At 52.7% G+C, this 24,929-nt stretch carries 25 protein-coding genes; 4 read left to right on the top strand and 21 right to left on the bottom strand.

Features of this window, described 5'->3' with window-relative positions; translation table 11 throughout:
- Positions 1–126 precede the first annotated feature (126 nt).
- From gntU to yhhX, 5 genes are all read right to left on the bottom strand, one after another.
- Positions 127–1,467: a gluconate transporter gene (gntU, locus tag AABJ99_RS01665; protein WP_000210111.1), complete on the bottom strand. Its 1,341-nt coding sequence runs from the start codon at positions 1,465–1,467 to the stop codon at positions 127–129.
- A gap of 3 nt (positions 1,468–1,470) precedes the next feature.
- The gene (gntK, locus tag AABJ99_RS01660; protein ID WP_000108320.1) at positions 1,471–1,998 is read right to left on the bottom strand and encodes a gluconokinase; all 528 of its coding nucleotides are present in this window, start codon (positions 1,996–1,998) and stop codon (positions 1,471–1,473) included.
- 139 nt (positions 1,999–2,137) lie between these two features.
- A complete protein-coding gene (gene gntR, locus AABJ99_RS01655) occupies positions 2,138–3,133 on the bottom strand; it encodes a gluconate operon transcriptional repressor GntR (RefSeq protein WP_000730252.1) in 996 nt (331 codons plus the stop codon).
- A 223-nt stretch (positions 3,134–3,356) separates the two neighbouring features.
- A complete protein-coding gene (gene yhhW, locus AABJ99_RS01650; protein WP_000639811.1) occupies positions 3,357–4,052 on the bottom strand; it encodes a quercetin 2,3-dioxygenase in 696 nt (231 codons plus the stop codon).
- A gap of 123 nt (positions 4,053–4,175) precedes the next feature.
- Entirely contained in the window at positions 4,176–5,213 is a 1,038-nt protein-coding gene (gene yhhX / locus AABJ99_RS01645) for an oxidoreductase (protein ID WP_039020634.1), read from the bottom strand.
- 333 nt (positions 5,214–5,546) lie between these two features.
- Here yhhX and yhhY point away from each other — a divergent pair, with 333 nt between their 5' ends.
- The gene (yhhY, locus tag AABJ99_RS01640; RefSeq protein ID WP_039020635.1) at positions 5,547–6,035 is read left to right on the top strand and encodes an N-acetyltransferase; all 489 of its coding nucleotides are present in this window, start codon (positions 5,547–5,549) and stop codon (positions 6,033–6,035) included.
- 109 nt (positions 6,036–6,144) lie between these two features.
- Entirely contained in the window at positions 6,145–6,429 is a 285-nt protein-coding gene (yrhB, locus tag AABJ99_RS01635; RefSeq protein WP_000611634.1) for a YrhB family protein, read from the top strand.
- A gap of 37 nt (positions 6,430–6,466) precedes the next feature.
- On the opposite strand, the gene ggt is transcribed toward yrhB, so the two are convergent.
- Positions 6,467–8,212 (bottom strand): gamma-glutamyltransferase, encoded by a 1,746-nt coding sequence (gene ggt / locus AABJ99_RS01630; protein ID WP_000595123.1) that lies wholly within the window; start codon positions 8,210–8,212, stop codon positions 6,467–6,469.
- Positions 8,213–8,331: 119 nt separating this feature from the next.
- On the opposite strand from ggt, the gene yhhA reads away from it, so the two are divergent.
- Entirely contained in the window at positions 8,332–8,772 is a 441-nt protein-coding gene (gene yhhA, locus AABJ99_RS01625; RefSeq protein ID WP_039020636.1) for a DUF2756 family protein, read from the top strand.
- Here the strand turns inward: yhhA and ugpQ are convergent.
- From ugpQ to livK, 11 genes are all read right to left on the bottom strand, one after another.
- On the bottom strand, positions 8,759–9,502 hold the full coding sequence (ugpQ, locus tag AABJ99_RS01620; protein ID WP_032303943.1) for a glycerophosphodiester phosphodiesterase: 744 nt from the start codon (positions 9,500–9,502) through the stop codon (positions 8,759–8,761). The two genes, yhhA and ugpQ, sit on opposite strands and share 14 nt — an antisense overlap.
- Positions 9,499–10,569 carry a sn-glycerol 3-phosphate ABC transporter ATP binding protein UgpC gene (ugpC, locus tag AABJ99_RS01615; protein WP_046081068.1) on the bottom strand — a complete coding sequence of 357 codons (1,071 nt, stop codon included), beginning with the start codon at positions 10,567–10,569 and terminating at the stop codon, positions 9,499–9,501. The genes ugpQ and ugpC overlap by 4 nt, the downstream gene beginning before the upstream one ends.
- A gap of 1 nt (position 10,570) precedes the next feature.
- Positions 10,571–11,416 carry a sn-glycerol-3-phosphate ABC transporter permease UgpE gene (gene ugpE / locus AABJ99_RS01610; protein WP_039020638.1) on the bottom strand — a complete coding sequence of 282 codons (846 nt, stop codon included), beginning with the start codon at positions 11,414–11,416 and terminating at the stop codon, positions 10,571–10,573.
- Complete coding sequence (gene ugpA / locus AABJ99_RS01605) at positions 11,413–12,300, bottom strand: sn-glycerol-3-phosphate ABC transporter permease UgpA (RefSeq protein ID WP_000099289.1); 888 nt, start codon at positions 12,298–12,300, stop codon at positions 11,413–11,415. The genes ugpE and ugpA overlap by 4 nt, the downstream gene beginning before the upstream one ends.
- A gap of 175 nt (positions 12,301–12,475) precedes the next feature.
- Complete coding sequence (gene ugpB / locus AABJ99_RS01600) at positions 12,476–13,792, bottom strand: sn-glycerol-3-phosphate ABC transporter substrate-binding protein UgpB (RefSeq protein ID WP_000803191.1); 1,317 nt, start codon at positions 13,790–13,792, stop codon at positions 12,476–12,478.
- A gap of 232 nt (positions 13,793–14,024) precedes the next feature.
- Complete coding sequence (locus tag AABJ99_RS01595; protein ID WP_039020639.1) at positions 14,025–14,771, bottom strand: tetratricopeptide repeat protein; 747 nt, start codon at positions 14,769–14,771, stop codon at positions 14,025–14,027.
- A 118-nt stretch (positions 14,772–14,889) separates the two neighbouring features.
- Positions 14,890–15,603 (bottom strand): high-affinity branched-chain amino acid ABC transporter ATP-binding protein LivF, encoded by a 714-nt coding sequence (livF, locus tag AABJ99_RS01590; RefSeq protein WP_000416895.1) that lies wholly within the window; start codon positions 15,601–15,603, stop codon positions 14,890–14,892.
- A gap of 1 nt (position 15,604) precedes the next feature.
- Positions 15,605–16,372, bottom strand: a complete 768-nt coding sequence (livG, locus tag AABJ99_RS01585; RefSeq protein WP_000082101.1) for a high-affinity branched-chain amino acid ABC transporter ATP-binding protein LivG — start codon at positions 16,370–16,372, stop codon at positions 15,605–15,607.
- Positions 16,369–17,646, bottom strand: a complete 1,278-nt coding sequence (gene livM / locus AABJ99_RS01580; RefSeq protein ID WP_338387482.1) for a branched chain amino acid ABC transporter permease LivM — start codon at positions 17,644–17,646, stop codon at positions 16,369–16,371. Before livM ends, livG begins: the two co-directional genes overlap by 4 nt.
- The gene (gene livH, locus AABJ99_RS01575) at positions 17,643–18,569 is read right to left on the bottom strand and encodes a high-affinity branched-chain amino acid ABC transporter permease LivH (protein ID WP_039020640.1); all 927 of its coding nucleotides are present in this window, start codon (positions 18,567–18,569) and stop codon (positions 17,643–17,645) included. Before livH ends, livM begins: the two co-directional genes overlap by 4 nt.
- Before the next feature lie 47 nt (positions 18,570–18,616).
- On the bottom strand, positions 18,617–19,726 hold the full coding sequence (livK, locus tag AABJ99_RS01570) for a high-affinity branched-chain amino acid ABC transporter substrate-binding protein LivK (protein ID WP_001353622.1): 1,110 nt from the start codon (positions 19,724–19,726) through the stop codon (positions 18,617–18,619).
- Positions 19,727–20,149: 423 nt separating this feature from the next.
- Between livK and panM the strand changes: the two genes are divergently transcribed.
- Positions 20,150–20,533: an aspartate 1-decarboxylase autocleavage activator PanM gene (panM, locus tag AABJ99_RS01565; protein WP_000778765.1), complete on the top strand. Its 384-nt coding sequence runs from the start codon at positions 20,150–20,152 to the stop codon at positions 20,531–20,533.
- 200 nt (positions 20,534–20,733) lie between these two features.
- Here the strand turns inward: panM and livJ are convergent, their stop codons facing one another.
- The 4 genes from livJ to ftsE form a co-directional block, all read right to left on the bottom strand.
- Positions 20,734–21,837, bottom strand: a complete 1,104-nt coding sequence (livJ, locus tag AABJ99_RS01560; RefSeq protein ID WP_001022009.1) for a branched chain amino acid ABC transporter substrate-binding protein LivJ — start codon at positions 21,835–21,837, stop codon at positions 20,734–20,736.
- Between the two features lie 271 nt (positions 21,838–22,108).
- Positions 22,109–22,963, bottom strand: coding sequence for an RNA polymerase sigma factor RpoH (gene rpoH / locus AABJ99_RS01555; protein WP_000130217.1), 855 nt, complete (start codon positions 22,961–22,963; stop codon positions 22,109–22,111).
- Between the two features lie 244 nt (positions 22,964–23,207).
- Positions 23,208–24,266, bottom strand: coding sequence for a permease-like cell division protein FtsX (gene ftsX / locus AABJ99_RS01550; RefSeq protein WP_001042003.1), 1,059 nt, complete (start codon positions 24,264–24,266; stop codon positions 23,208–23,210).
- A complete protein-coding gene (gene ftsE, locus AABJ99_RS01545; RefSeq protein WP_000617723.1) occupies positions 24,259–24,927 on the bottom strand; it encodes a cell division ATP-binding protein FtsE in 669 nt (222 codons plus the stop codon). Before ftsE ends, ftsX begins: the two co-directional genes overlap by 8 nt.
- Positions 24,928–24,929 lie beyond the last annotated feature (2 nt).

The following is a 24,929-nucleotide window of genomic DNA, read 5'->3' as shown; positions in this document are numbered from 1 at the left end:
GATCTTTAGGCAGTGATTAGAACGGATTATTAGCAGGTAAATTTGCGAGAGAGATCAAAAAGATGAAGAGAGGAGATAAGAGAAATGAATTACTGCGAGCTAGCTCGCAGTAATTTGTCGCAGTAATTAACTCAACAGCTGGAACGCAATCATCCCAACGATGGCACCGACAGTACCGAGGATGGTTTCCATCATGGTCCAGGTTTTCAGCGTTTCGGCTTCAGTCGCGCCGGTAAATTTACCGAACAACCAGAAACCGGCGTCGTTAACGTGGCTGACAACAATCGAACCACCGGCGATACAAATCGACAGCGCCGCCATTTGCGCACCGGAGTAGTTCAGTTGTTCAATAACCGGCATCACTAGTCCCACCGCCGTTAAACAGGCAACGGTGGCAGAACCCTGAATGATGCGCACTGCAGCTGCCAGCACGAAGCAGGTGATGGCAATCGGCAGGCCCATGCCAGTTAACGCTTCGCCCAGCGCCGGACCTACGCCAGAGTCAACCAGCACCTGTTTGAACACGCCGCCTGCACCAATCACCAGCAGAATAATCCCCGCCGGTTGCAGCGCGTGACCGCAAATCTCCATCACTTTGTCTTTCGGCATACCCTGACGCATCGCCAGGCCGTAAATTGCTACCAGGCAAGCGACCAGAATTGCGGTAAACGGATGACCGATAAACTCGAACCATTCGTAAGCGGTAGAGCCTTCCGGCACAAAACGCGCGGCAATGGTTTTCAGCCCCACCAGCACCAGCGGCAGCAGGATCAGCGACAGGCTGAATCCGAAGGACGGCATTTTGCCTTCGCCGAGATGCGGTTCGCTGATATCGTCAGGAATATGCAGCTCCACGTAGCGGCTGATGAAATTACCCCACAGCGGCCCGGCAATAATCATTCCCGGGATTGCCGCACACAGGCCAATCAGGATCATCCAGCCAAAGTCAGCGTTCATCTGCGATGCCAATAGCATTGGCGCAGGCCCCGGCACCAGGAACGCCGCCGCTGCCGCCACGCCTGCGAATAATGGGATTACCAGTTTCACCAGGTTCGTACCGGTGTGGCGCGCCATTGAGAAAGCAACGCTAATCAGCAGAACAATCGCCACTTCAAAGAACAGCGGTAGCGCACAGACCAGACCCGCAAGGCCAATGGCATAATGCGCACGACTGTGACCGAAGGATTTGAGCATTTTGACGGCAATCTGATCGACTGCGCCGGTTTCATGTAAGATCTTGCCAAACATGGCTCCCAGGGCGACAACTACCGCCAGGAAGCCGAGGGTGCCTCCCATCCCTTTTTCCATCGTCGCTGCGATTTTATCGAGCGGCATACCAGAAAAAAGGCCAGCCCCCATAGACACCACCATCAAAGCCAGGAAAGCGTGCATACGCGCCTTCATGACTAAAAACAGCAGCAGTAAAACAGACCCTACTGCTGTTAAAACAAGCGTTAATGTAGTCACTACTTATTTGCCTTTTTTAATAACCTCAATGGTGCTTGCCACAACACCTTCCAGCGGTTGATCGATATCCACCACCAGTACATCGGTTTCGTCCGCACCCGGCTCCTGCAGCGTTTCAAACTGCGTCACCAGCATTTGGGTTTTAAAGAAATGGCCTTTGCGCGCTTTCAGACGGCTTTCAATTACATCAAAATCGCCTTTCAGGTAGATGAAAGAGAGATTCGGATTACCTTCACGCAGCAGGTCGCGATAGTGCTTTTTCAGTGCAGAACAGACGATCAGCGACACTTTATTGGTGCGCTGCATGGCAAACGCGGCGTCGTTAAGCGCCTGTAACCACGGTTTGCGATCGTCGTCATTCAGCGGTTCGCCAGACGCCATTTTTTCGATATTGCAGCGCGGATGGAGGAAATCGCCATCAAGAAACGCGGCATGAAGTTGATGCGCCACTTCACTGGCGACTGCAGATTTGCCGCTGCCCGATACGCCCATCAAGACGTAAATGTGGTGATCATGGTTAGTCGTGCTCAAAGTGGTGCCCCCACAATACAAGAATCAGAAAATGTTACGGGTAACTGTTATCGGTAACATTGTCCGGCCGGACAAAAACAGAAGCAATATCCATCCGTGCCTTAAGTGTATAAGTGTGAGCTACTTCAAATTTGTGAGCTTAAATAGATCCGCCCGGTGACAAGGTGAAACCTAAATCTAACATTTTCGGTGTCACAGATTCGCCACGAATACGCGCCAGCAGGCGCTCAGCGCCAATGCTGCCCATCCGCTCACGCGGCGTCAGCACGCTCGCCAGCCGTGGCTCCATCACCTGACCAATGTCATGACCGTGGAAACCGGCAATCGCCATATCGTCAGGAACTTTCAGCCCCAGACGCTGACATTCAAATGCCGCGCCGACCGCCAGGTCATCATTAGTACAAAATACGCCATCCAACTGCGGATATTCCCGCCGCGCCTGGCGAATCAGTTCAATACCGGAAGAGTAAGAAGAAGATTGCTCGACCATCACGCTATACGGCACCAGGCCTGCATCCAGCATCGCCTGCTCATATCCCTTCTGTTTGATGATAGTACGTTCGTCGAGGCGTGCGCCGAGATAGGCAATGTGACGATGCCCGCGAGCAATAATGGCGGTGGTCATCTGGCGTGCCGCTTCAAAGTTATCAAAACCGACGGCGATATCGAGACACGGCGACTTACTGTCCATCAGCTCCACCACCGGAATACCCGCTACTTCAATCATCTTTAAGGTGCGGGGCGTGTGGGTACGTTCGGTGAGAATAAGTCCGTCGATATTCCAGGAAAGCATTGATTCGAGGCGTTCTTGCTCCATTTCCGGTTTATAACCGTAGTGCGCCAGCATCGTCTGATAACCGTGTGCGTCGGTGACGCTTTCGATACCGCGTAATACTTCAGCGAAAACCTGGTTAGTGAGTGAAGGTAACAGGACGCCAATCGCCCGGCTGGTGGCGTTAGAGAGGATATCGGGTGCGCGATTGGGAATATAACCCAGTTCATCAAGAGCGGCGGCAATCTTGCCACGTAGAGCGACGGAAACCTGCTCCGGGTTGCGTAAAAAACGGCTGACCGTCATTTTGGTCACGCCAACACGGTCAGCCACATCCTGAAGTACGGGTCTTTTCTTTTTCATCGTCCTGAAGGTACAAAAGAGATAGATTCTCTTAGTTTAACACGGACGCATCAGAACCTTCCCGGAGAAAACAGTGCTTGTTTATAATTATTAGATATACACTAAATCAATTGCATCGCATTGTGCTAAAGACGCGACAAAACCCCGGTCGCGTACATCAGCACGCGACCGGGGCGAGCGATGAAGCCCGCAAAAAGGCAGGCTTCAAAAATGCCGTTAAGTTTTAAACCGGAGGCAGATCGAACAGTAACACTTCGCTGTCGCTGTCAGCGTGGATGGAGATTGCCTGCTCATCCCAGATTGCCAGACCATCGCTGGTCGAAGCTTTTACGCCGTTAATGGTGACATTACCTTTCACCACCTGGATCCAGACGCGGCGTTCAGCGGCAATCTGATGCACCGACTGCTCATCTTTCAGCAGCGCCCAGCGGTATAGCTCCATATCCTGATGCACTTTCAATGAACCATCTCGCGCATCCGGCGAGAGCACCAGCTGTTTACCCTGTACGGCATCAAAGCGACGCTGTTCATAACGCGGCGTAATACCGTTTTCTTCTGGCATGATCCAGATCTGATACAGGTGCAGACGCTCAGTGCTGCTTGGGTTGTACTCTGAGTGACGAATACCCGTACCCGCACTCATAATCTGAAACTCGCCCGCCGGAACCTGCTCTTTATTGCCCATGCTGTCCTGATGCTCAACAGTACCTTCCAGCACGTAGGTCAAAATTTCCATATCTTTATGCGGGTGAGTGCCGAAGCCCTGCCCTGCTTCAATCACGTCGTCGTTAATCACGCGCAGCGCGGAGAAGCCCATAAAGTTCGGGTCGTAATAGTTGGCAAAAGAGAAAGTATGCCAGGAGTCCAGCCAGCCATGATTTGCATGACCACGTTCATTTGCTTTGCGTAAGTAGATCATTTGTATTCGCCCCCTGAATGATTTCGATGGGCTTAGTGTGGACCCGATCCGCCTGGGATGATAGAGGGTGAAAATTGACCCCTCTGTTCAAAAAAATTGAACTATTCGAGAGGTCCATCAAACTTACTTCGCAAGAGTCACTGTGGAGGGAGAGGCTTGCTCAAAACCGCGTTCAAGGATTTCCAGATTGGTAAGAACTTCAGATTCCTTGACGTAATTTGGTGCACCGTTGGTGATGGTTTGATACAACGCATCATAAACGCGCCCATAATCGCCCATCTCTGGCTTCATCTCTTCTCTGACCGTAACGCCCTCGTCATTGACATACTCCAGCACACCGACCGAATCATCCGCTGCGAATCCCGGCTCGCCCGGCATAATATTAGCCTTCAGGCTGGTTTCCTGCTGGTCGATACCGTATTTAATAAACGAACCTTTCTTACCGTGAACGATAAATTTCGGATAATCGATTTTCACCAGATGGCTGGTTTTGACGATGGCTTTTAGATCGCCATAAAACAGCTGCGCTTCGAAGGTGTCGTCAGGATTGGCTTTATTACGCAGGCTGCGGATGTCATAAGCGACGTGATCCGGGCGACCGAACAGCGAGATAATCTGGTCCATCGTATGCACACCAAGGCCATAGAACGCGCCATCCTGCGGCAGCCCGGGTTTGGTTTCTGCCACCGGGCGGTAATAGTCAAAATGGCTTTCCATTTCAACAATCTCTCCCAGCTTGCCGCTTTCAATCGCTTTTTTCGCCGTCAGAAAACAGGAATCAAAGCGACGATTCTGATACGGCGTGACGGTCAGCCCTTTACTTTTCGCCAGCGCAAAAAGTTCTTTCGCCTGGGCAAGCGTCGGAGTGAACGGTTTTTCGACCAGCACATTTTTCCCAGCCTCCAGCGCGCGCTTCGCGTACTCGAAGTGGCTGTCCGCATGAGTGCAGACGACAATCAGCTTAACGTCGGGATCATTTAATACTTCGTCGAGATCGCTGGTGAAATGGATATGGGAATAGATGGGAGCCTGTTCTTCCGACTTCGCATGGCGGCGAAAAATATGCGCGACATGCCAGCTATCCTTGCGGTTAAGTACATACGGTAAATGGTAACGGGTCGTGCTTTTACCAAAGCCAATAAAGGCGCAGTTGATGACCATGATTTCGTCCTTTTTAAGGTGGTTAGTTACACCTTAGCGCAAAGCGGACGTGGTTCCTACAGGAGTGCGCATAACAAACACAAGCACTTCCCGTGGATAAATTGAGAACGAAAGGTCAAAAAAAAAGCCAGCACCCGGCTGGCTAAGTAATACTGGAAGCAATGTGAGCAATGTCGTGCTTTCAGGTTCTCCGCGAGGGTCTTCCTGATCGCGAGACAATAATAATCATTCTCATTCGCACTTGTCCAACACTTTTTGCAAAAAAATGCATTTGACTCGCATTTGAAAGTCAATGATGTTGAAAGGGACATTTACCCCAAAGAGGACAAAGGAATGAGTGAGATAGTAATACGCCATGCAGAAACACGGGATTACGAGGCCATCAGGCAGATTCACGCCCAGCCGGAGGTGTATTGCAACACACTACAGGTGCCTCATCCTTCCGATCATATGTGGCAGGAGCGACTCGCCGATCGTCCCGGCATCAAGCAGTTAGTCGCCTGTATTGATGGAATCGTCGTAGGCCATCTCACCATTGACGTGCAACAACGCCCACGCCGCAGTCATGTTGCCGACTTTGGTATCAGTGTCGACTCCCGCTGGAAGAACCGCGGCGTCGCCAGCGCCCTGATGCGAGAGATGATTGAAATGTGCGACAACTGGTTGCGGGTAGATCGTATTGAACTAACGGTGTTCGTTGATAACGCGCCAGCAATTAAGGTCTATAAAAAATTCGGCTTTGAGATTGAAGGGACTGGCAAGAAGTACGCATTACGAAACGGTGAATATGTCGATGCGTATTATATGGCGCGTGTGAAATGAACATCATTAACTTATTGTAAATTACAATATTTTATTAAGGCTTTGTTGGATATGTTGCGCTTGAAAAAAAGCATGACCTAACTGCCCCATCGGAAAATCCAGAATCATTATGATTAATTATCAGGAAGCATTCGCGAAAGCGAACCATTACCTTGATGATGCAGATCTCGCCGTCGTCATTACTCTACATGGACGCTTTAGCCAGGGCTGGTATTTCTGTTTCGAAGCACGAGAATTTCTCGAAACTGGTGATGAGGCCGCGCGCTTAGCTGGTAACGCACCTTTTATTATTGATAAAGACAGTGGTGAAATTCATTCGCTGGGAACGGCAAAGCCGCTGGAAGAATATCTACAGGATTATGAAATAAAAAAAGCTACCTTCGGCTTGCCCTGACAATACGGCCCTCTTCCCACGAAGAGGGCCGCTAACCTTAATACCCCGCCGTTAAATCATCTACCGAACGTGGGTCGGAAGCGCCGTATAACTCACCGTCCGGCCCAACCATAATACTTTGCGTACTGCCCATCGCCTCTTTTAGCGCCACTTTCTGACCTTTTGCTTCCAGCAGCTTGAGCGTATCCGGGCTAAATCCTTTCTCGACACGCAGCTCGTCCGGCAACCACTGATGGTGGAAACGCGGCGCATTGGTGGCTTCAGCGACGTTCATGCCATAATCGATGCTGTTCACCACCATTTGCAGCACGGTGGTGATAATTCGGCTTCCGCCAGGGCTACCGGTCACCAGCCAGGTTTTACCGTCTTTCACCACAATGGTTGGTGACATCGATGACAGCGGACGTTTATTCGGCCCGACAGCGTTAGCATCGCCGCCCACCAGCCCGTAAACGTTCGGTACGCCTGGTTTGGCGGAGAAATCATCCATCTGATTATTAAGCAGAATACCGCTCTCGCCCGCGACAATACCCGTACCGAAGGTGGTGTTCAGCGTATAGGTCACCGCAACCGCGTTACCGTCTTTATCCACCACTGAGTAATGGGTAGTTTGATTACTCTCATAAGGCGCAAGCTTGCCAGGACGAATTTCGCTGGATGGCTTCGCTTTATTGATATCGATTTGATCGGCAATAGATTTGGCATAGGCTTTATTGGTCAGCGCCTGCCACGGTACTTTGACAAAATCCGGGTCGCCAAGATATTCCGAGCGATCGGCGTAGGCATGTTTCTCCGCTTCTGCCATGATTTGCATCGCGTCGGCGCTGCCAAAGCCGTATTTCTGCATATCAAAGTTTTCCAGAATATTGAGGATCTGTACGATATGGATCCCGCCGGAGGATGGCGGTGGCATGGAGTAAACCTGATACCCGCGATAATCGCCACTTATTGGTGTACGTTCGACCGCTTTATAGGCCGCTAAATCTTCTTTAGTGATCAAGCCACCGTTTTTCTGCATCTCCAGGGCGATCTGTTCCGCTATCGTGCCTTTGTAGAATTCATCCGGGCCGTTTTCGGCAATCATCTCCAGACTCTTTGCCAGATTCGTCTGTACCAGCTTGTCGCCCTTTTTCAGCGGTTCGCCCTCTTTCCAGAAGATAGCTTTGCTGTTTTCGTGATTTGGTAGCACTTCACTGCCGTAGGTTTTGAGATCGTCTGCCAGCGCATCGTTAACGATAAAACCATCGCGTGCCAGTTTAAACGCAGGCTGCACAACTTTGTTCAGCGGCATGGTGCCGTATTTCTCCAGCGCCAACGAGAAGCCCGCTACCGTACCGGGTGTGCCAGAAGCAAGATGCGAAGTGAGAGATTTTTTGCTGTCCGGGTTGCCCTGATCATCAAGGAACATATCGCGGGTCGCTTTGGCGGGTGCCATTTCGCGGAAATCGATGGCGGTGGTATTGCCATCTTTAGTGCGGATCAGCATAAAACCGCCGCCGCCCAGATTCCCTGCCTGCGGATGCGTTACCGCCAGCGCGTAGCCCACTGCCACGGCAGCATCAACGGCATTCCCGCCCTGCTTAAGGATATCTACCCCCACCTGAGTGGCAGTGGCGTCCACAGATGCTACCATCCCCTGCTTCGCGCGTACCGGATGGAAGACATCCTCCTCCACGCCATACGAGACTGGCGGCGGCGCAGGTGGCGCGGCGACAGCACTAAAACAACTTCCTGTGAGCAGAGCAGCAATAGCCACCCGGCGTAAAAACGTCGGTTTTATCATCGTTATACTCCAGAGATTAAGGGGCAACCCCAGCTAAGCCTGGTATATAACTCTGAATTAATCCTGATGATTGCAGGAAAGGAGTAAACTTAAAGAATATCTTCAGAGGAGGATACGCGATGAAACGACTTCTGCTTTTGACGGCACTCCTGCCTTTTGTCGGCTTTGCACAGCCCATTAATACTCTGAACAACCCTAACCAGCCGGGGTATCAGATCCCCAGCCAGCAGCGAATGCAAACTCAAATGCAAACGCAGCAAATCCAGCAAAAAGGGATGCTGAATCAGCAACTGAAAACGCAAACACAGTTGCAACAGCAGCATTTAGAAAACCAGATAAACAGTAACTCGCAGCGGGTATTGCAGTCACAGCCGGGGGAGCAAAATCCCGCCCGGCAGCAAATGCTGCCCAACACCAACGGCGGGATGTTAAACAGCAACCGTAATCCGGATAGTTCGTTGAATCAGCAGCATATGTTGCCAGAGAGAAGAAACGGCGACATGCTGAATCAGCCCAGCACGCCGCAGCCTGATATTCCGTTGAAAACTATTGGGCCGTAAAGTTCGGGCCAATCACATCAATCGCATCGGTACAGATGCAATCCACGCCCCAGCGTAGCAACTCTGCCGCGCGCTGGGGTTTGTTGACGGTATAAACCAGAATCCGTAATCCAGCGTCTTTCAACTGCATCACTCGCGCTTTATCGAGCAACTTATGATTGAGATGAATAGAGACGCAGCCCAGCCGCGTGGTCAGTTCGCGCCAGTCGTCGCGCCACTCATCCAGCAACAAACCGCGCGGCAGTTCCGGTGCAGCCTGTTGCGCGGCTTCTAAAGCATCAATCTCAAACGATGACAGCAGCGGCGGCGTCATACCAGCCCACAGTTCGCGCGCCGCCAGCGATACCATTTTGCCCGTTAATGGACCAGTGCCAGTGGTGGGTTTGATTTCAATATTTGCCATCATCCCATGTTCACGGCAGCGTTCCGCCACCTGCGAAAGCAACGGCAGCGGCTCACCTTTAAACGCTTTGCTGTACCAACTGCCCGCATCCACGCGCAGTAAATCCTGCCAGTTCAGTTCGCCCGCGACGCCCCAGCCGTTACTGGTGCGTTCGAGATTGTCGTCATGCAGCAGGAAGATCTCGCCATCTTTCGATAACTTCGCGTCAAATTCGATCATCTTATGACCGTATTTTGCCCCAACGTCGATTGCCGCCAGTGTGTTTTCCGGGGCCAGCTTACCGCCGCCACGGTGGGCGACAATGCGGGGATAAGGCCAGTTACTCATACTCGTTGTCCTGTTTCACCATCAAAAAGATGCAGCTGATTTTCCGGCAGATGCAGCCACAGCGTGCTGCCTGCCGTCGGGCGCTCCTGATGCGCCAGTCGCACCACCAGCTTCTGTTCGCCCCAGCGTCCGTGCGCCAGGTTATCTGCGCCGAGGATCTCCAGCGTGTCCATCACCAGCGGTATGCCGCCTTCTGCCTGCGAGCTTAACGCAATATGTTCCGGGCGAATGCCAAGAGTCATTTTACGCCCGGCATACTGACGGTAGCCACCGTTTAGCGGTAGCGCGATACCGCCATCCAGTTCGAAATGCGTGCCTTCGTTATTCACGCGGCCTGTCAGCAGGTTCATCGCCGGACTGCCGATAAAACTCGCCACAAACAGAGTGGCGGGCTTTTCGTAGACTTCAACTGGTGTGCCAATCTGTTCAGCAATGCCGCCGTTCATCACCATTACCCGCTGAGCGAGCGTCATCGCCTCAACCTGATCGTGAGTAACGTAGAGTGAAGTCGTTTTCAGGCGACGGTGCAGTTGTTGCAGCTCAAGGCGCATCTGCACGCGCAGCTTGGCGTCGAGGTTAGAGAGCGGCTCATCAAACAGGAACACCGCCGGATCGCGCACAATCGCACGGCCCATCGCCACACGCTGACGCTGACCGCCAGAAAGCTCACGCGGACGGCGCTTGAGCAGGCCATCCAGCTCCAGAATGCGCGCCGCTTCTTTAACACGCTCGGCTATTTGCTGCTTGCCCATGCCGCGAATTTTCAGCCCCCACGCCATGTTTTCTTCGACACTCATATGCGGATAAAGCGCGTAGTTCTGGAACACCATCGCAATCCCGCGATCTTTCGGCTCCATTTCGGTCACGCGTTGGTCGTTAATCCAGATATCGCCTTCGGTGACCCGCTCCAGCCCGGCAACCATGCGCAGCAGCGTGGATTTCCCGCAGCCAGACGGCCCGACCATCACGATAAATTCGCCATCCGCCACATCAAGGGTCAGCGGTTTAATGACCTGGGTTTTGCCATCCCAGCTTTTGGTTACTGCCTGTAATTTCAGTCCTGCCATCTTATTTCTCACTATCGACCAGGCCGCGCACGAAGGCACGCTGCATCACTAAAACAATCACCACCGGAGGGATAAGCGTTAACAACATCGCCGCCATCACCGAATTCCATTCCGTGGTGCCTTCGCCTGTAGCGATCATCCCTTTGATTCCTGCCACGGTGGTGCCGAGATCAACGTCGGTAATAATCAACAACGGCCACAAATACTGGTTCCAGCCGTAAATAAAAGTGATCACAAACAGCGCCGCCAGATTGGTTTTCGACAGCGGGAAAACGATGTCGCAAAAGAAACGCATTGGTGACGCGCCGTCGATCCGCGCGGCTTCCACCAACTCATCCGGCAGCGTCATAAAGAACTGGCGGAACAGGAAGGTAGCGGTTGCCGAGGCCATCAGCGGCAGCGTTAAACCGGCGTAGCTGTCGAGCATGTTCAGGTTGGCGATGACTTCTACTGTCGGGAAGATACGCACTTCAACCGGCAGCATCAGGGTGATAAAAATCATCCAAAAGAAGAGGTTACGCAGCGGAAAACGAAACCAGACAATGGCAAATGCCGAGAGCATCGAGACGGTAATTTTGCCGAGCGTAATGCTGAACGCCATCACGAAGCTGTTAAGCAACATCCGCCAGAACGGCGCACTATTTGTGCCTACCCCGTTCACCCAGATGTTGTGGATGTTTTCCAGCAGATGCGTGCCGGGGATGAGCGTCATCGGCGCGGCATAGACTTCTTGTTTATCCAGCGTCGCCGCGACAAACGCCACGTACAACGGGAAGAGGATCACCGCGATCCCGAGGATCAGCATGGTATGGCTGAATATTGTCAGCCACGGACGGTTCTCAATCATTGGTAACGCACCTTGCTTTCAACATAGCGGAACTGCACCACCGTCAGCACGATGACGAGGAACATCAACACCACCGACTGCGCGGCAGACGAAGCCAGATCCAGTCCAGTAAAGCCTTCACGATAGATCTTATAAATCAGCGTCGTGGTGGCCTGTACTGGTCCGCCGGACGTGGCGGCATCGATCACCGGGAAGGTGTCGAAGAAGGCGTACACCAGGTTCACCACCAGCAGGAAGAAACTCACCGGCGCAATCAGCGGCAGCGCAATCTTAAAGAAGCGGCGAATCGGGCCTGCACCGTCGATGGCTGCGGCTTCAATCAACGAACGGGGAATGGATTGCAGCGCGGCATAGAAGAACAGAAAGTTGTAGCTGATTTGCTTCCATACTGAGGCAAACACCACCAGGAACATTGCCTGACCGCTGTTTTGCGCATGGTTCCAGTCGTAGCCGAACTCAGCGAGAAAATGAGTGATCAGGCCGCGACCAGGGTTAAACAGGAAGATCCACAATACGGCGGCAACGGCGGGAGCCACGGCATACGGCAGCAGCATTAAGGTTTGATAGAAACGGCTGCCGCGCACGATGTACTCCACCAGCGCCGCGAAGAACAGCGACACCAGCAAACCGCTGACGGTGACAAAGGTGCTGAATTTTATCGTCGTCCAGAAGGAGTCGAGATAGTAGCTGTCATGAAACAGCGTGACGAAGTTATCCAGGCCGACAAACTGGCTGGAAAAGCCAAATGGATCGACGCTTTGTAGCGAGTACCACAACGCTTCGCCCGCAGGCCAGATAAAAAAGATAACGGTGATGATAAGCTGCGGCGCGACCAGCAAATAAGGCAGCCAGCGCGAGCGGAACACCGGACGGGATGATGACATAGTTAAACTCTTCGTGTTGTGTTCCCCTCACCCCGGCCCTCTCCCCAGAGGGGCGAGGGAGAAAGGCGGTGCATACTTTCCCACCGAGCGAAGTTGCAAACCGACACGGCACCTGGATACCACGCCGATCGGTCCCCTCTCCCTTTGGGAGAGGGTTAGGGTGAGGGTAAGAGAATTAAGACTTCGTAGACTGCTCAAAGCGGCGCAGTAACTGGTTCCCACGCTCAACAGCGGTATCCAGCGCCTGCTGTGGCGTCTTCTTACCAGTCCACACGCTTTCCAGCTCTTCATCCACAATCACGCGGATCTGCGGCATATTGCCCAGACGCAGCCCTTTGGTGAACGGCAACGGCGGCTTGTTCAGCATCTGACGCGTCGCGGTATCCGCCCCGGGGTTTTTCTCGTAAAAGCCCTGCTCACGGGTCAGGTCATACGCCGCTTTGGTGATTGGCAGATAACCGGTTTTCTGATGCCACTCGGCAGCGTTTTCTGGCTTCGCGAGGAAGTCGAGGAACTTCGCCACGCCGGTGTAAGTTTCTTTATCTTTGCCCTGCATCACCCACAGGCTGGCCCCGCCGATAATGGCGTTTTGTGGCGCATCTTTCGCATCGGCGTCGTACGGCATCATGCCTACACCGTAGTTAAATTTGGCGTACTCGCGAATGTTGGCAAGAGAACCGGAAGAAGCGGTCGTCATCGCGCAATCACCGTTATAGAACTTCTCGGTGGATTCATCCTTACGCCCGACGTAGCTGAAATCGCCCTTCTTGTTCATCTCTTCGAGCATGGCGATGTGTTTCACCTGCTCCGGCTTGTTGAACTCAAGCACCGCGTCCGTGCCGTCAAAGCCGTTGTTTTTGCTGGCAAACGGCAGACCGTTCCAGGCGCTAAAGTTTTCCAGTTGGATCCAGCCCTGCCAGCCGCTGGCGTAGCCGCACTTCATACCGGAGGCTTTCAGTTTCGCGGCATAGTCTGCCAGATCCTGCCAGGTTTTCGGCGGCTGTTCCGGGTCTAATCCCGCTTTCTTGAAAGCATCTTTGTTGTAATAGAGAACGGGAGTCGAGCTGTTGAACGGCTGGGAGAGTAAGTGACCGGTTTTGCTGTCGGAGTAGTAGCCTGAAACCGTCGGCACAAACTGCGACTCATCGAATTGAATCCCCGCTTCTTTAAACACGTCATACACCGGTTTAATGGCTTTCGACGCCATCATGGTGGCGGTGCCAACTTCATAAACCTGCAAAATAGCCGGCGCGTTGCCGGTACGAAATGCGGCAATCCCCGCGCTTAAATTCTGTTCGTAGTTGCCTTTATAGGTCGGTACAATTTTGTAATCCGGGTTTTCGGCGTTAAAACGTTGGGCAAGAGAATCCACCTCTTTACCCAGTTCCCCTTCCATAGAATGCCAGAACGGAATGGTCGTCACTGCCTGTGCATTCCCCATTAACGCCAGTCCGAGCGCCAGTGCTGAAGCTGTATAATGTAACGGTTTCATCGTTTATCTCTCTTGTTGTACCGAATGCGCGAATTCACGCGTTTTATGCTCGCGGGGTAACATGACATGCTCGAATTACAGAAAAATAACTTTTTTGTTACATTTGTAAGATAGTAAGGTGTCAGAAAGATGACAAGGCGGTGACGGTACGGGTGAGGGAAAATGGGAGATGGGGCACGGATAATGCTACGTTCACAAAAATTAACGCGCCAGAGACTCTCTGGCGCAGCGCCTATCGAACAATACTCTGCTTCAGCCGGTCATTGGCGGTCTTAATCCATTCCCGGTGGTGTTTTCTATAATGAGGTCTTGAGCGTTTAGCCGTATCAACCACAGCAACATACTGCTCGTTGGCTTCACGCAACCGACTCATTTTCGCCAGCATTTCCGCATAGAAAATACGTGCCTGAGGGCCGGGGTAATAAGAAATCAATACTTCAAACTCGCTTTCTGCGTCAGCGTATTTCTCCTGGGCGGCTAACGCTCTGGCAAATAACAAATGCCCGTCTGCCGACTGAAAATCGGGGTTATAACGCATCACATCTTCCAGCGTCTGCTGACAGGCGGTGAACTCCTGAATAGCAAATTGCGCCTGCGCCAGGCTTAACATCATTACCGCTTCATGGGCGAAAATTCCGCTTAACGCCTGCTGATAATGGGGAACGGCTTCGTGATAACGCCCAAGGCGCGCCAGTTCGTTAGCTAACGCATAATGGTTTTGATTGGTCTCGGCAATCGCCAGCTCTTCGGTTAAATTGTGCAGGTGGCGTTCCGGGCTGATTTTGTCCTGCAGGCGCATCAGCAAAGTACGCCCGTGACGGTCAGCGCCCGTTTCAGGCAGCATAACCATGACGAAATACGCCACGCAGCCAATCACCGGAAAACAGAAGATAATAAAAATCCAGTATCGCTCTTGTCCGGAGCGATAAGCGTGAATACAGCAAAGCAGTTCAAGCATGACGACAACGGCATAATGCATGGGAGGGAACCTTTCCGTGGCAAATAAGTGGTCTGGTTTTAATCCTCCCGGTCAGTTGAAACAAGTCTGTATACGGACGAAGAACCCGGCAGAAGCTGGCTGCCGGGTATTCGATAATTTACCCGCCTAAATACGCACTTCTCACCGCTTCGTTTGCCAGCAGCGCATCGCCGGTATCGGAGAGCACCACATGACCGTTTTCCAGCACGTAGCCGCGATCAGCGAGCTTCAGCGCCTGGTTGGCGTTCTGCTCGACGAGGAAGATGGTCATCCCCTGCTCGCGCAGTTGTTCGATGGTGTCGAAAATTTGCTGGATGATAATCGGTGCCAGCCCGAGCGATGGCTCATCAAGCAGTAGCAAACGCGGGTTGCTCATCAGCGCGCGACCAATCGCCAGCATCTGCTGCTCACCGCCGGACATGGTGCCTGCCCGCTGAACACGGCGCTCATGCAGACGTGGAAACAGTTCATAGACCCACTTTATGCGCTCCTGGAACTGGTCGCGTTCAGCAAAAAAGCCGCCCATCGCCAGATTCTCTTCCACCGTCATGCGTGAGAAGACGCGACGTCCTTCCGGGACAATCGCCACCGCTTCGCGCATGATTTTCGCCGTCTGCCAGTCGGTAATGTCTTTATCATCAAACACAATTCGCCCGCTGGTGGCACGCGGGTCGCCGCATAACGTGCCGAGCAAGGTGGTTTTTCCCGCACCATTCGCGCCAATCAGCGTGACAATTTCGCCCTGATTGATATGCAGGCTCACCTCATGCAGCGCCTGGATTTTGCCGTAGTGGGCGCTGACTTTGTCAAAGGACAACATGACTTTTTCCATCTTATGCCTCACCTAAATAGGCACGGATCACGTCCGGGTTATTACGGATTTGCTCAGGCGTACCGTTTGCCAGTGGCGTCCCCTGATTGACCACGTAAATTCTGTCTGAAATCCCCATCACCAGTTTCATATCGTGTTCAATCAACAAGATAGTGGTGTTGTGATGGTTACGCAGTTCGGCAATCAGCTCATCCAGCTCTTTCGTCTCTTTCGGGTTAAGACCTGCTGCCGGTTCGTCGAGCATTAAAATCTCCGGCTGCGTTACCATGCAGCGGGCAATCTCCAGACGGCGCTGGTCACCATAGGCCAGGTTACTCGCCTGACGGTTGGCATGTTCCAACAAACCAATGCGCTCAAGCCAGGTAGCGGCGCGGTCGAGCGCTTCACTTTGGGCGCGACGGAAGGATGGCGTTTTCAACAGGCCAGAGAACAGCCCGGTTTTCAGTTGCTGATGCTGCGCCACCAGCAGGTTTTCAATCACCGTCATTTCACGGAACAGACGCACATGCTGGAAGGTGCGCACCACGCCCATGCGGGCGATTTGCTGGCCGGGCAAACCTTCCAGATGCTGATCGCGCAGTAAAATAGTGCCACCGGTGGGTTTGTAGAAACCGGTCAGGCAGTTAAAAACCGTGGTTTTTCCGGCACCGTTAGGGCCGATTAACGAGACGATCTCCTGCGGGTACAGTTCAAGATTGACGTTATTCACCGCCAGCAGGCCGCCGAAGCGCATCATCAGGCCGTTAACAGATAATAATGGCTGACTCATGCCTGCTCTCCTTTCGCTGCGCCGTTTTTCAGCTTGAGTTGCGGGCGCGTCATGGGCAGCAAGCCCTGCGGACGCCAGATCATCATCAGCACCATCAAACCACCGAGCATTAACATGCTGTATTCGTTGAAATCACGCATCAACTCTCGCGACACCACCAGCAAAATTGCCGCCAGAATCACCGCAAATTGCGAGCCCATACCACCGAGCACCACTATCGCCAGCACAAACGCCGATTCGGCAAAGGTGAAGGATTCCGGGCTGACAAATCCCTGACGTGCCGCGAACAGCGTTCCGGCAAAACCCGCAAACGCGGCACTGATGGTAAAAGCGGTCAGCTTGATACGACGCGGACTTAAGCCCAGCGAACGACAGGCGATTTCATCTTCACGCAACGCTTCCCAGGCGCGGCCCAGCGGCATCCGCAGTAAGCGATTAATGACAAACAGGCTTAGTACCACCAGCAGTAACGCCACCAGGTAGAGGAAGATGACGCGATCGGACGGGTCGTATTTCAGGCCAAAGAAATTGCTGAACGTATCCCAGCCGCCTTCGCGGGCGGTGCGGCTGAACTCGAGTCCGAAGAGTGTCGGTTTCGGGATCTGACTAATTCCGTTCGGACCGCCGGTGATTTCCGTGTTATTGAGCAGCAATATGCGCACAATCTCGCCGAAACCGAGGGTAACGATCGCCAGATAGTCGCCACGTAAACGCAACACCGGGAAGCCGAGCAGGAAGCCCGCTGCCGCCGCCATCAACCCGGCAATCGGCAAACAGGTCCAGAAGCCCAGACCGTAATAGTGATTGAGCAAGGCAAAGGTGTAAGCGCCGATGGCGTAAAAACCACCGTAACCCAGTACCAGTAAGCCAGACAGCCCCACCACCACGTTCAGCCCGAGGCCGAGGATAATGTAGATCATAGTCAGGGTGGCGATATCCACCGTCCCGCGCGACACCATAAACGGCCACGCCACCGCAAGCACCAACAGTACGACGAGGAACAGCTTTTGCTTCACCGTGGAGCCATCAATCGCGGGCAGAATAAACTTCGGCCCGGAAACGCTTTTCAATCCTTTCTGAAACGCAGGTCGCACAAGCTGGAAGAAAAAGACCACCGCAGTGCCAATAAACACCCACTGCCATCGGATGTCTGAAGCCGTATCGACCACCAGTTTGGTGCCGTCCAGCTCCAGTTGCACACCCATAAAGACGCCCGCGAGAACAAAGAACATGGCTGCAGAGAGCAGCGCCATTGCAATATGCATCGGTTTCATACTTTCTCTACCTCCGGGCGACCCAGAATACCGGTCGGCATCACCAGCAGTACCAGAATCAGCAGGGCAAATGAAACCACATCCTTATATTCCGTACTCAGATAGGCAGAAGAGAGCGCTTCCGCAATCCCCAGGATCAGGCCGCCAATCATCGCTCCCGGAATACTGCCAATCCCACCGAGCACCGCAGCAGTAAAGGCTTTCATCCCGGCCATAAAGCCGATGTAGGGGTTAATTACGCCATAGAACTGACCGAGCAGCACACCTGCCACCGCCGCCATCGCCGCGCCAATCACAAAGGTCAGCGCAATCACCCGGTCAGTGTTGATGCCAAGCAGGCTCGCCATTTTCAGGTCTTCCGCGCAGGCACGACAGGCGCGCCCCATGCGGGAATAGCGGATGAAAATTGTCAGCGCCAGCATGGCAAGGAAGGTAACAATCCAGATCACCGCCTGCATGGTGGTAATAGAGGCAGAGAAGTTTTCACTATGGCCCACAACCCACTGACCGTTAAACAGGCTGGGTAGCGCCACGTCGCGCGAACCTTCGGTCAGGCTGACGTAGTTTTGCAGGAAGATAGACATGCCGATTGCCGAGATGAGCGCAATCAGGCGCTTAGAGTTACGCACCGGGCGGTAAGCCACACGTTCGATACTCCAGCCATAGGCGCTGGCAATGACGATTGCGCCGACGAATCCCGCCGCCACCAGCAGCCAGCCGCTATCAATGCCCAGCATCATCAGTGCGGCGATGATCATAAAAGAGACGTAGCTGCCGATCATATAAACCTCGCCGTGGGCGAAGTTGATCATGCCGATAATGCCGTAAACCATGGTGTAGCCGATGGCTATCAGCGCGTAGGTACTGCCCAGCGTGACGCCGTTAAACATCTGCTGCAAGAAATACAAAAACTGCTCAGACATAAGGTAACCTTTCTAAAACCGCCCGCATTTCACGGGCGGTGGGATGATCACTTGGCTGCCGTCGATGAACCGTCGGCGTGCCACTGGAAGACACCAAAATCAAATCCCTTAAGATCGCCTTTTTCATCCCAGTTCAGCGGCCCAATCACGGTGTTTGCACCGTTAGCTTTTAAATCTTTCACCAGCGCCAGCGGCTCATCGCTGCCGGTACGCTCAAGGGCAGTCGCCAGAGATTGCACCGCCGCGTAGGTGATCCAGACATAAGGTCCGGACGGATCTTTCTTGTCTGCTTTCAGCGCATCAACGATGCCTTTGTTTGCCGGGTCCTGGTCATAGCGTTTTGGCATAGTGACCAACATACCTTCGGCGGCATCACCAGCAATGTTCGACAGCGACGCATTACCCACCCCTTCCGGCCCCATAAACTGAGTTTTCAGGCCAACGGAACGGGCCTGGCGCAGCATCTGCCCCATTTCCGGGTAGTAACCGCCGTAGTAAACGAAGTCGATATTTTCTTTTTTCAGGCGGGCGATCAGCGCGGAGAAATCTTTCTCACCAGCGGTAATGCCGTCGAAGAAGACGACGTTGGCATTGGCTGCTTTCAATCCGTCCTGCACCGAACGCGCCAGCCCTTCGCCATACTGTTGTTTGTCGTGAATGATGGCGATGCGCTGGGGCTTCACCGTCTCAAGAATGTATTTTGCCGCTGTTGGCCCCTGGGAAGAGTCCAGCCCGGCAGTACGCATGATGTGTTGATAACCGCGTTGAGTCAGCTCCGGGTTGGTCGCCCCCGGCGAGATCATCAAAATACCTTCATCTTCGTAGATATCTGATGCAGGTTGGGTAGAAGAAGAACACAGATGACCAATAACGTATTTAATGCCGTCGTTAACGATTTTGTTGGCGACCGCAACGGCTTGTTTCGGGTCGCAGGCGTCGTCATATTCCACGCCCACCAGCTTATCGCCCTTAATTCCCCCCTTGGCATTAATGTCTTTAATCGCCTGACGCGCGCCGTTAAATTCCATATCGCCCCACTGGGCAATCGGACCGGACATCGCGCCGACAACGGCAACTTTAATATCGTCGGCCATAGCGGTGTGTGAAATTGTCAGTGCAATCATCCCTGCGATGATAGTTTTCGCATTCCGTTTCATAGTCAAAAATCCCCATTCGTGATGTTGTGTTGCTTTGTTTTTATGTGTTAACAAATCAGACTGTACTTTTTTTATACTGCACTGTTTTTGCCTGTCTGATTAAGGGTTTAGCGCAGTATTTTGTGATAATAGCGATTAAAATCCCTATTTTTCAGTCGATTAAGAACAGATAATATTCTGAATTTATTGATAGATAAACAGAAAAAAGCGCCGTTGTCAGCATAAAATAACGGTACAAAGGGCGGAATAATTCACTACCATTCAGGGGATTATGCTGGACATTTTTCATTCTCTAATGTTTTTAATTTGTAATTATTGCTGTTAAAAAATTAATCACCTGCCAAAAGAAATAAAAAAGAGAAAGCCTCCGATTAAATTATTTCGCTACACTGGTTCCACTTTTGTGATTTACACGGGTTCCCCATGAAGCTGACCATCATTCGATTAGAACACTTTAGCGACCAGGACCGGATTGATCTGCAAAAGATCTGGCCGGAGTATTCATCTTCCTCTTTACAGGTTGACGATAACCACCGCATCTACGCCGCGCGTTTTAACGAGCGCCTGCTCGCGGCCGTGCGGGTAACCTTAAACGGCACCGAGGGGGCACTGGATTCCCTGCGCGTGCGGGAAGTCACCCGACGTCGCGGTGTGGGGCAATATCTGCTGGAAGAGGTTTTGCGTAACAATCCTGGCGTTTCAGGCTGGTGGATGGCGGATGCAGGCGTGGAAGATCGCGGCGTGATGACGGCGTTTATGCAGGCGCTGGGGTTTACGGCACAACAGGGCGGCTGGGAGAAGCGTTAATCGTCAAGTTTGATTTCAAAAGTGATGACCAACGAGAAATTGCCTGATGCGCTACGCTTATCAGGCCTACAATGTGTGCTGCAATTTACTGATTTCTTTGGATCTTGTAGGCCGGATAAGGCGTTTACGCCGCATCCGGCATGAAGCATGCGTACTCGATATTAGCAATTTGGCGGCAACCCAAAGTTGCCGATTAATGATTACTTCGCATCGGTCGCCGTGCCGTTGGCGTGCCAGTCAAATACGCCGAACTCAAAGCCTTTCAGATCGCCTTTCTCATCCCAGGTCAGCGGCCCCATCACGGTATCCACGGAGTTCGCTTTCAGGTATTTGGCGATTTCAGCCGGATCGTCAGACTGATTCAGGCCCGCCTGCAAAGATTGCAGCGCGGCGTAGGTGGTCCAGACGAACGCGCCGCTTGGGTCCTGTTTTTTCGCTTTGATCGCGTCAACAATTGGTTTGTTCGCCGGAACCTGATCGTAGTTCTTCGGCTTGGTTACCAGCAGCCCTTCCGCTGATTCGCCCGCAATGTTAGACAGCGAGACGTTAGCCACGCCTTCCGGCCCCATAAACTGAGTTTTCAGCCCTGCCGCGCGTGCCTGACGCAGGATCTGCCCCATTTCCGGGTGATAACCGCCGTAGTAAACGAAGTCGATATTCTCTTTTTTCAGACGCGCCACCAGCGTTGAGAAATCTTTTTCCCCGGCGGTGATGCCATCAAAGAACACCACGTTAGCATTGCCTTTCTTAAGGCCGTCCTGCACCGCTCGCGCCAGACCTTCGCCGTATTGCTGTTTGTCGTGGACGATAGCAATACGCTGCGGTTTCACCTTCTCAAGAATATATTTCGCCGCCGTCGGCCCCTGGTCGGAGTCCAGACCGGTGGTGCGCAGGATCAGCTGATAGCCACGGGCGGTCAGCTCTGGCGCGGTTGCCGCTGGGGTGATCATTAAAATGCCTTCGTCTTCGTAGATGTCAGACGCTGGCTGCGTTGATGAAGAACAGAGGTGGCCAATGACATATTTAATGCCGTCGTTAACGACTTTGTTCGCCACCGCGACCGCCTGTTTCGGGTCACAGGCATCGTCATATTTTACGATTTGCAGTTTGTTGCCTTTCACGCCGCCTTTAGCGTTAATATCCGCAACTGCCTGCTCTGCGCCAGTAAACTCCTGGTCGCCATACTGGGCCACCGGACCGGACATTGCGCCCACGACCGCGACTTTAATATCTTCTGCCAGAGCCATATTGCTGAATGCCAGCGCGATACATCCTGCCAGTAACGCTTTACCCTTTATATTCATCCTGAGAATCCCCATTCTTCTGGTTATTACGTGTGTTGTGATGTTGTTGTTCAGCACTTTATTTCGTTTTATGCATGACTACCCGTGCTTTAGCAGCATACTCTGCTAAAACATACCCGATTTTTATGATATTGGAATAGCTATTTTGACAGTTTATTAACAATCTGCGTGGAGATTGGCGTTTTGCCGGAGGGGGTCATTGATTATTGCAGAGGCCCAAAAAATAAAAACCCCGGACTCTCATCCAGGGTTCTCTGCTTAACAGCGGTAATTACGCTTCAATAGCAGCGCGAAGTTTTTTCATCGCGTTCTTTTCCAGCTGGCGCACACGCTCAGCGGAAACACCGTAACGGTCAGCCAGTTCCTGCAACGTGGACTTGTTGTCTTCGTCCAACCAGCGTGCGCGGATAATGTCCTGGCTACGCTCATCCAGGCCCTGCATCGCGTCGGTCAGACGGTTTGCCGCCTGCTCTTCCCAGTTATCATCTTCAATGCCGTCGGCAAAGTTGGACGATTTATCCTGCAGATAAAGCACCGGAGCCATCGGCTGGCTGTCGGAATCGTCATCGGAAGACAGGTCAAAGGTCATGTCCTGTGCCGCCATACGCGATTCCATCTCACGTACGTCTTTGCTGGTTACGCCCAGTTCACGGGCCACCATTTCGACTTCATCCTGATTAAACCAGCCCAGACGCTGCTTGGTTTTACGCAGGTTGAAGAACAGTTTGCGCTGCGCTTTGGTGGTCGCAACTTTGACGATACGCCAGTTGCGCAGAACGTATTCGTGGATCTCTGCTTTGATCCAGTGAACGGCGAAGGAGACCAGGCGCACACCCACTTCCGGGTTAAAACGGCGCACTGCTTTCATCAGGCCGATGTTACCTTCCTGAATCAAATCCGCCTGTGGCAGGCCATAGCCCGCATAATTACGAGCAATATGAACAACAAACCGCAGGTGAGACAGGATCAGCGTTTTAGCTGCTTCCAGATCGCCATGGTAATGCAGCTTTTCAGCCAGCGCCCGCTCCTCGTCAGCCGACAACATCGGCCACGCGTTAGCTGCCCGGATGTAGGAATCCAGGTTGCCAACTGGGGCTAAAGCTAAACTTTGCATTTTGTCAGTCATTCAAATCCTCTCAATCGATATCTTCTGGCGTTTCAGTGGTAGCAACAACTGTGCCAGAGCTTAAGAGCAACGAGGTTATCATTCACTGTTTTATCAGACCGTGATTTTATCCACAAGTTCAATGCAACGCTGTGAATAAATTACGCACAAAATGTGACATAGAGATGAAATACCGGGAAGAGACAACGGGGTCTCTTTCCCTGCTACGGAACCCATTGCAGGGAAAGAGTATAACACGCTTTTATTATTCAGGCGTAAAGTGGCGTAAATGTTGTACCGTGGCAAGCCAGGCTGCCACCCAGCCAATCATCGAACACACCAGCAGCAAAAGCAGACATTCATCGAAAGATAAGCCATTGATATCAAACTTCGTTCCGAAAACCTGTGCCACTTCCGCAACCGCCGAAGACAAACGCAGGACCAGAATTTCCGACAAAATTAATGACAGCAATGCGCCAGAAAATCCCAGCAATGCGCCACCGTACAGGAATGGGCGCAGGATGAAACCATCTGTCGCACCAATCAGTTTCTGTACGTTAATGGAGTCACGGCGAGCAAAGATGCTCAGACGCACACTGTTACCGATGACGAGGAACACTGCCGCCACCATCAATACGCCGATCATTGCCGAAACGCGCCCGACCAGCCCGGTCAACGCCGCCAGACGGGCAAACCAGCTGTCATCCATTCGCACTTCGTCAATGCCGTTGATCTGGGTGATACGATCGCGCAAGGTATTCAGTGACTCGGTCCCCTGAAAATCGAGTTTCGGGATTACCACCGCCACTGCCGGAAGCGGGTTTTCTTCCAGCATATCCAGCGCACCACCAAAACCAGACCAGTTACGGAACTCGCCCAGTGCGTCTTCACGAGAAAGATAGTTTACTTTCTCTACGCCTTGCTCGGCCTGCAACTGTGCCACCACACCCGCAGCGGCGTCATCATCCAGCGTTTTTTGCAGATAAACAGTGATTTGCGGTGACGGATAATACTGCGTCGCCGCCTGGTTAACGTTTTTGTACACCATATAACAGACGCTGGGCAGCGTCAGGGAGATGGCGATAACCATCACCGTTAAAAACGTGGCGAACGGTTTACTTTTCAGATCCTGCAATGCGCCGTGGAAGGCATAGCGCACCTGTTCGTTGAAAACGTTGGTTTTGCGATTTACCGGTTTTGGCGAGGATTTCGCCCGTTTTGGCGCATTACGACCGCCGTCACCAGAGCCGCCGACCGATTTACGGAAGCGATCCAGACGCCCGCCAAACTGCCGGATATGATTGATTGCATCGCGCTTATTCATGGCCCACGCCTCCATGCAAGTGACCATCGCTCAGGGTGAGCATGCGATAGGAACGCCGCGAAATCAGGTTGATGTCGTGCGTTGCCATCAATACGGTTACCCCAACGCGGTTAAATTCTTCAAACAGACGTAGAATTCCTTCTGACAACGCGTCGTCAAGGTTACCGGTCGGTTCATCCGCCAGCAGTACCGCGGGTTTGTTCACCACCGCGCGGGCAATGCCAACACGCTGTTGTTCACCGCCGGAAAGCTGAATAGGGAAGTTCTTCGCTTTGTCCAGTAGCCCGACTTTATCCAGCGCCGCCGATACACGACGACGAATATCGTCACCGCTGGCACCGGCGATAATCAGCGGGATCGCCACGTTATCGTAGACAGTACGGTCCATCAGTAGATGGTGATCCTGGAAAATCATGCCAATCTGGCGACGCAGAAACGGAACTTCACGGTTTTTCAGACGCGTGATGTCATGGCCGCTAAACCAGATTTTCCCGGCGCTGGGCCGCTCAATCCCACAGATCAGCTTCAGGAGGGTACTTTTCCCTGCGCCGGAATGACCGGTCAGAAACGCCATCTCACCCGGCTGCATATGGAACGTAACGCCCTGCAGCGCCTGTCTCCCACCGAGATAAGCCTTGCTGACATGTTCAAAGCGAATCATTG

The organism is Escherichia coli (assembly GCF_036503815.1).
In the GTDB taxonomy this organism is placed as follows: domain Bacteria; phylum Pseudomonadota; class Gammaproteobacteria; order Enterobacterales; family Enterobacteriaceae; genus Escherichia; species Escherichia coli_F.
Note: the sequence above shows the minus strand (reverse complement) of the source record. Positions and strands in the feature narration are given on the sequence as shown.

What these genes read in the sequence shown, in the direction of transcription:
- gntR (WP_000730252.1), bottom strand. Translation starts at nt 3,133, where the DNA reads ATGAAAAAGAAAAGACCCGTACTTCAGGATGTGGCTGACCGTGTTGGC.
- yhhW (WP_000639811.1), bottom strand. Translation starts at nt 4,052, where the DNA reads ATGATCTACTTACGCAAAGCAAATGAACGTGGTCATGCAAATCATGGC.
- yhhX (WP_039020634.1), bottom strand. Translation starts at nt 5,213, where the DNA reads ATGGTCATCAACTGCGCCTTTATTGGCTTTGGTAAAAGCACGACCCGT.
- yhhY (WP_039020635.1), top strand. Translation starts at nt 5,547, where the DNA reads ATGAGTGAGATAGTAATACGCCATGCAGAAACACGGGATTACGAGGCC.
- yrhB (WP_000611634.1), top strand. Translation starts at nt 6,145, where the DNA reads ATGATTAATTATCAGGAAGCATTCGCGAAAGCGAACCATTACCTTGAT.
- ggt (WP_000595123.1), bottom strand. Translation starts at nt 8,212, where the DNA reads ATGATAAAACCGACGTTTTTACGCCGGGTGGCTATTGCTGCTCTGCTC.
- yhhA (WP_039020636.1), top strand. Translation starts at nt 8,332, where the DNA reads ATGAAACGACTTCTGCTTTTGACGGCACTCCTGCCTTTTGTCGGCTTT.
- ugpQ (WP_032303943.1), bottom strand. Translation starts at nt 9,502, where the DNA reads ATGAGTAACTGGCCTTATCCCCGCATTGTCGCCCACCGTGGCGGCGGT.
- ugpC (WP_046081068.1), bottom strand. Translation starts at nt 10,569, where the DNA reads ATGGCAGGACTGAAATTACAGGCAGTAACCAAAAGCTGGGATGGCAAA.
- ugpE (WP_039020638.1), bottom strand. Translation starts at nt 11,416, where the DNA reads ATGATTGAGAACCGTCCGTGGCTGACAATATTCAGCCATACCATGCTG.
- ugpA (WP_000099289.1), bottom strand. Translation starts at nt 12,300, where the DNA reads ATGTCATCATCCCGTCCGGTGTTCCGCTCGCGCTGGCTGCCTTATTTG.
- ugpB (WP_000803191.1), bottom strand. Translation starts at nt 13,792, where the DNA reads ATGAAACCGTTACATTATACAGCTTCAGCACTGGCGCTCGGACTGGCG.
- AABJ99_RS01595 (WP_039020639.1), bottom strand. Translation starts at nt 14,771, where the DNA reads ATGCATTATGCCGTTGTCGTCATGCTTGAACTGCTTTGCTGTATTCAC.
- livF (WP_000416895.1), bottom strand. Translation starts at nt 15,603, where the DNA reads ATGGAAAAAGTCATGTTGTCCTTTGACAAAGTCAGCGCCCACTACGGC.
- livG (WP_000082101.1), bottom strand. Translation starts at nt 16,372, where the DNA reads ATGAGTCAGCCATTATTATCTGTTAACGGCCTGATGATGCGCTTCGGC.
- livM (WP_338387482.1), bottom strand. Translation starts at nt 17,646, where the DNA reads ATGAAACCGATGCATATTGCAATGGCGCTGCTCTCTGCAGCCATGTTC.
- livH (WP_039020640.1), bottom strand. Translation starts at nt 18,569, where the DNA reads ATGTCTGAGCAGTTTTTGTATTTCTTGCAGCAGATGTTTAACGGCGTC.
- livK (WP_001353622.1), bottom strand. Translation starts at nt 19,726, where the DNA reads ATGAAACGGAATGCGAAAACTATCATCGCAGGGATGATTGCACTGACA.
- panM (WP_000778765.1), top strand. Translation starts at nt 20,150, where the DNA reads ATGAAGCTGACCATCATTCGATTAGAACACTTTAGCGACCAGGACCGG.
- livJ (WP_001022009.1), bottom strand. Translation starts at nt 21,837, where the DNA reads ATGAATATAAAGGGTAAAGCGTTACTGGCAGGATGTATCGCGCTGGCA.
- rpoH (WP_000130217.1), bottom strand. Translation starts at nt 22,963, where the DNA reads ATGACTGACAAAATGCAAAGTTTAGCTTTAGCCCCAGTTGGCAACCTG.
- ftsX (WP_001042003.1), bottom strand. Translation starts at nt 24,266, where the DNA reads ATGAATAAGCGCGATGCAATCAATCATATCCGGCAGTTTGGCGGGCGT.
- ftsE (WP_000617723.1), bottom strand. Translation starts at nt 24,927, where the DNA reads ATGATTCGCTTTGAACATGTCAGCAAGGCTTATCTCGGTGGGAGACAG.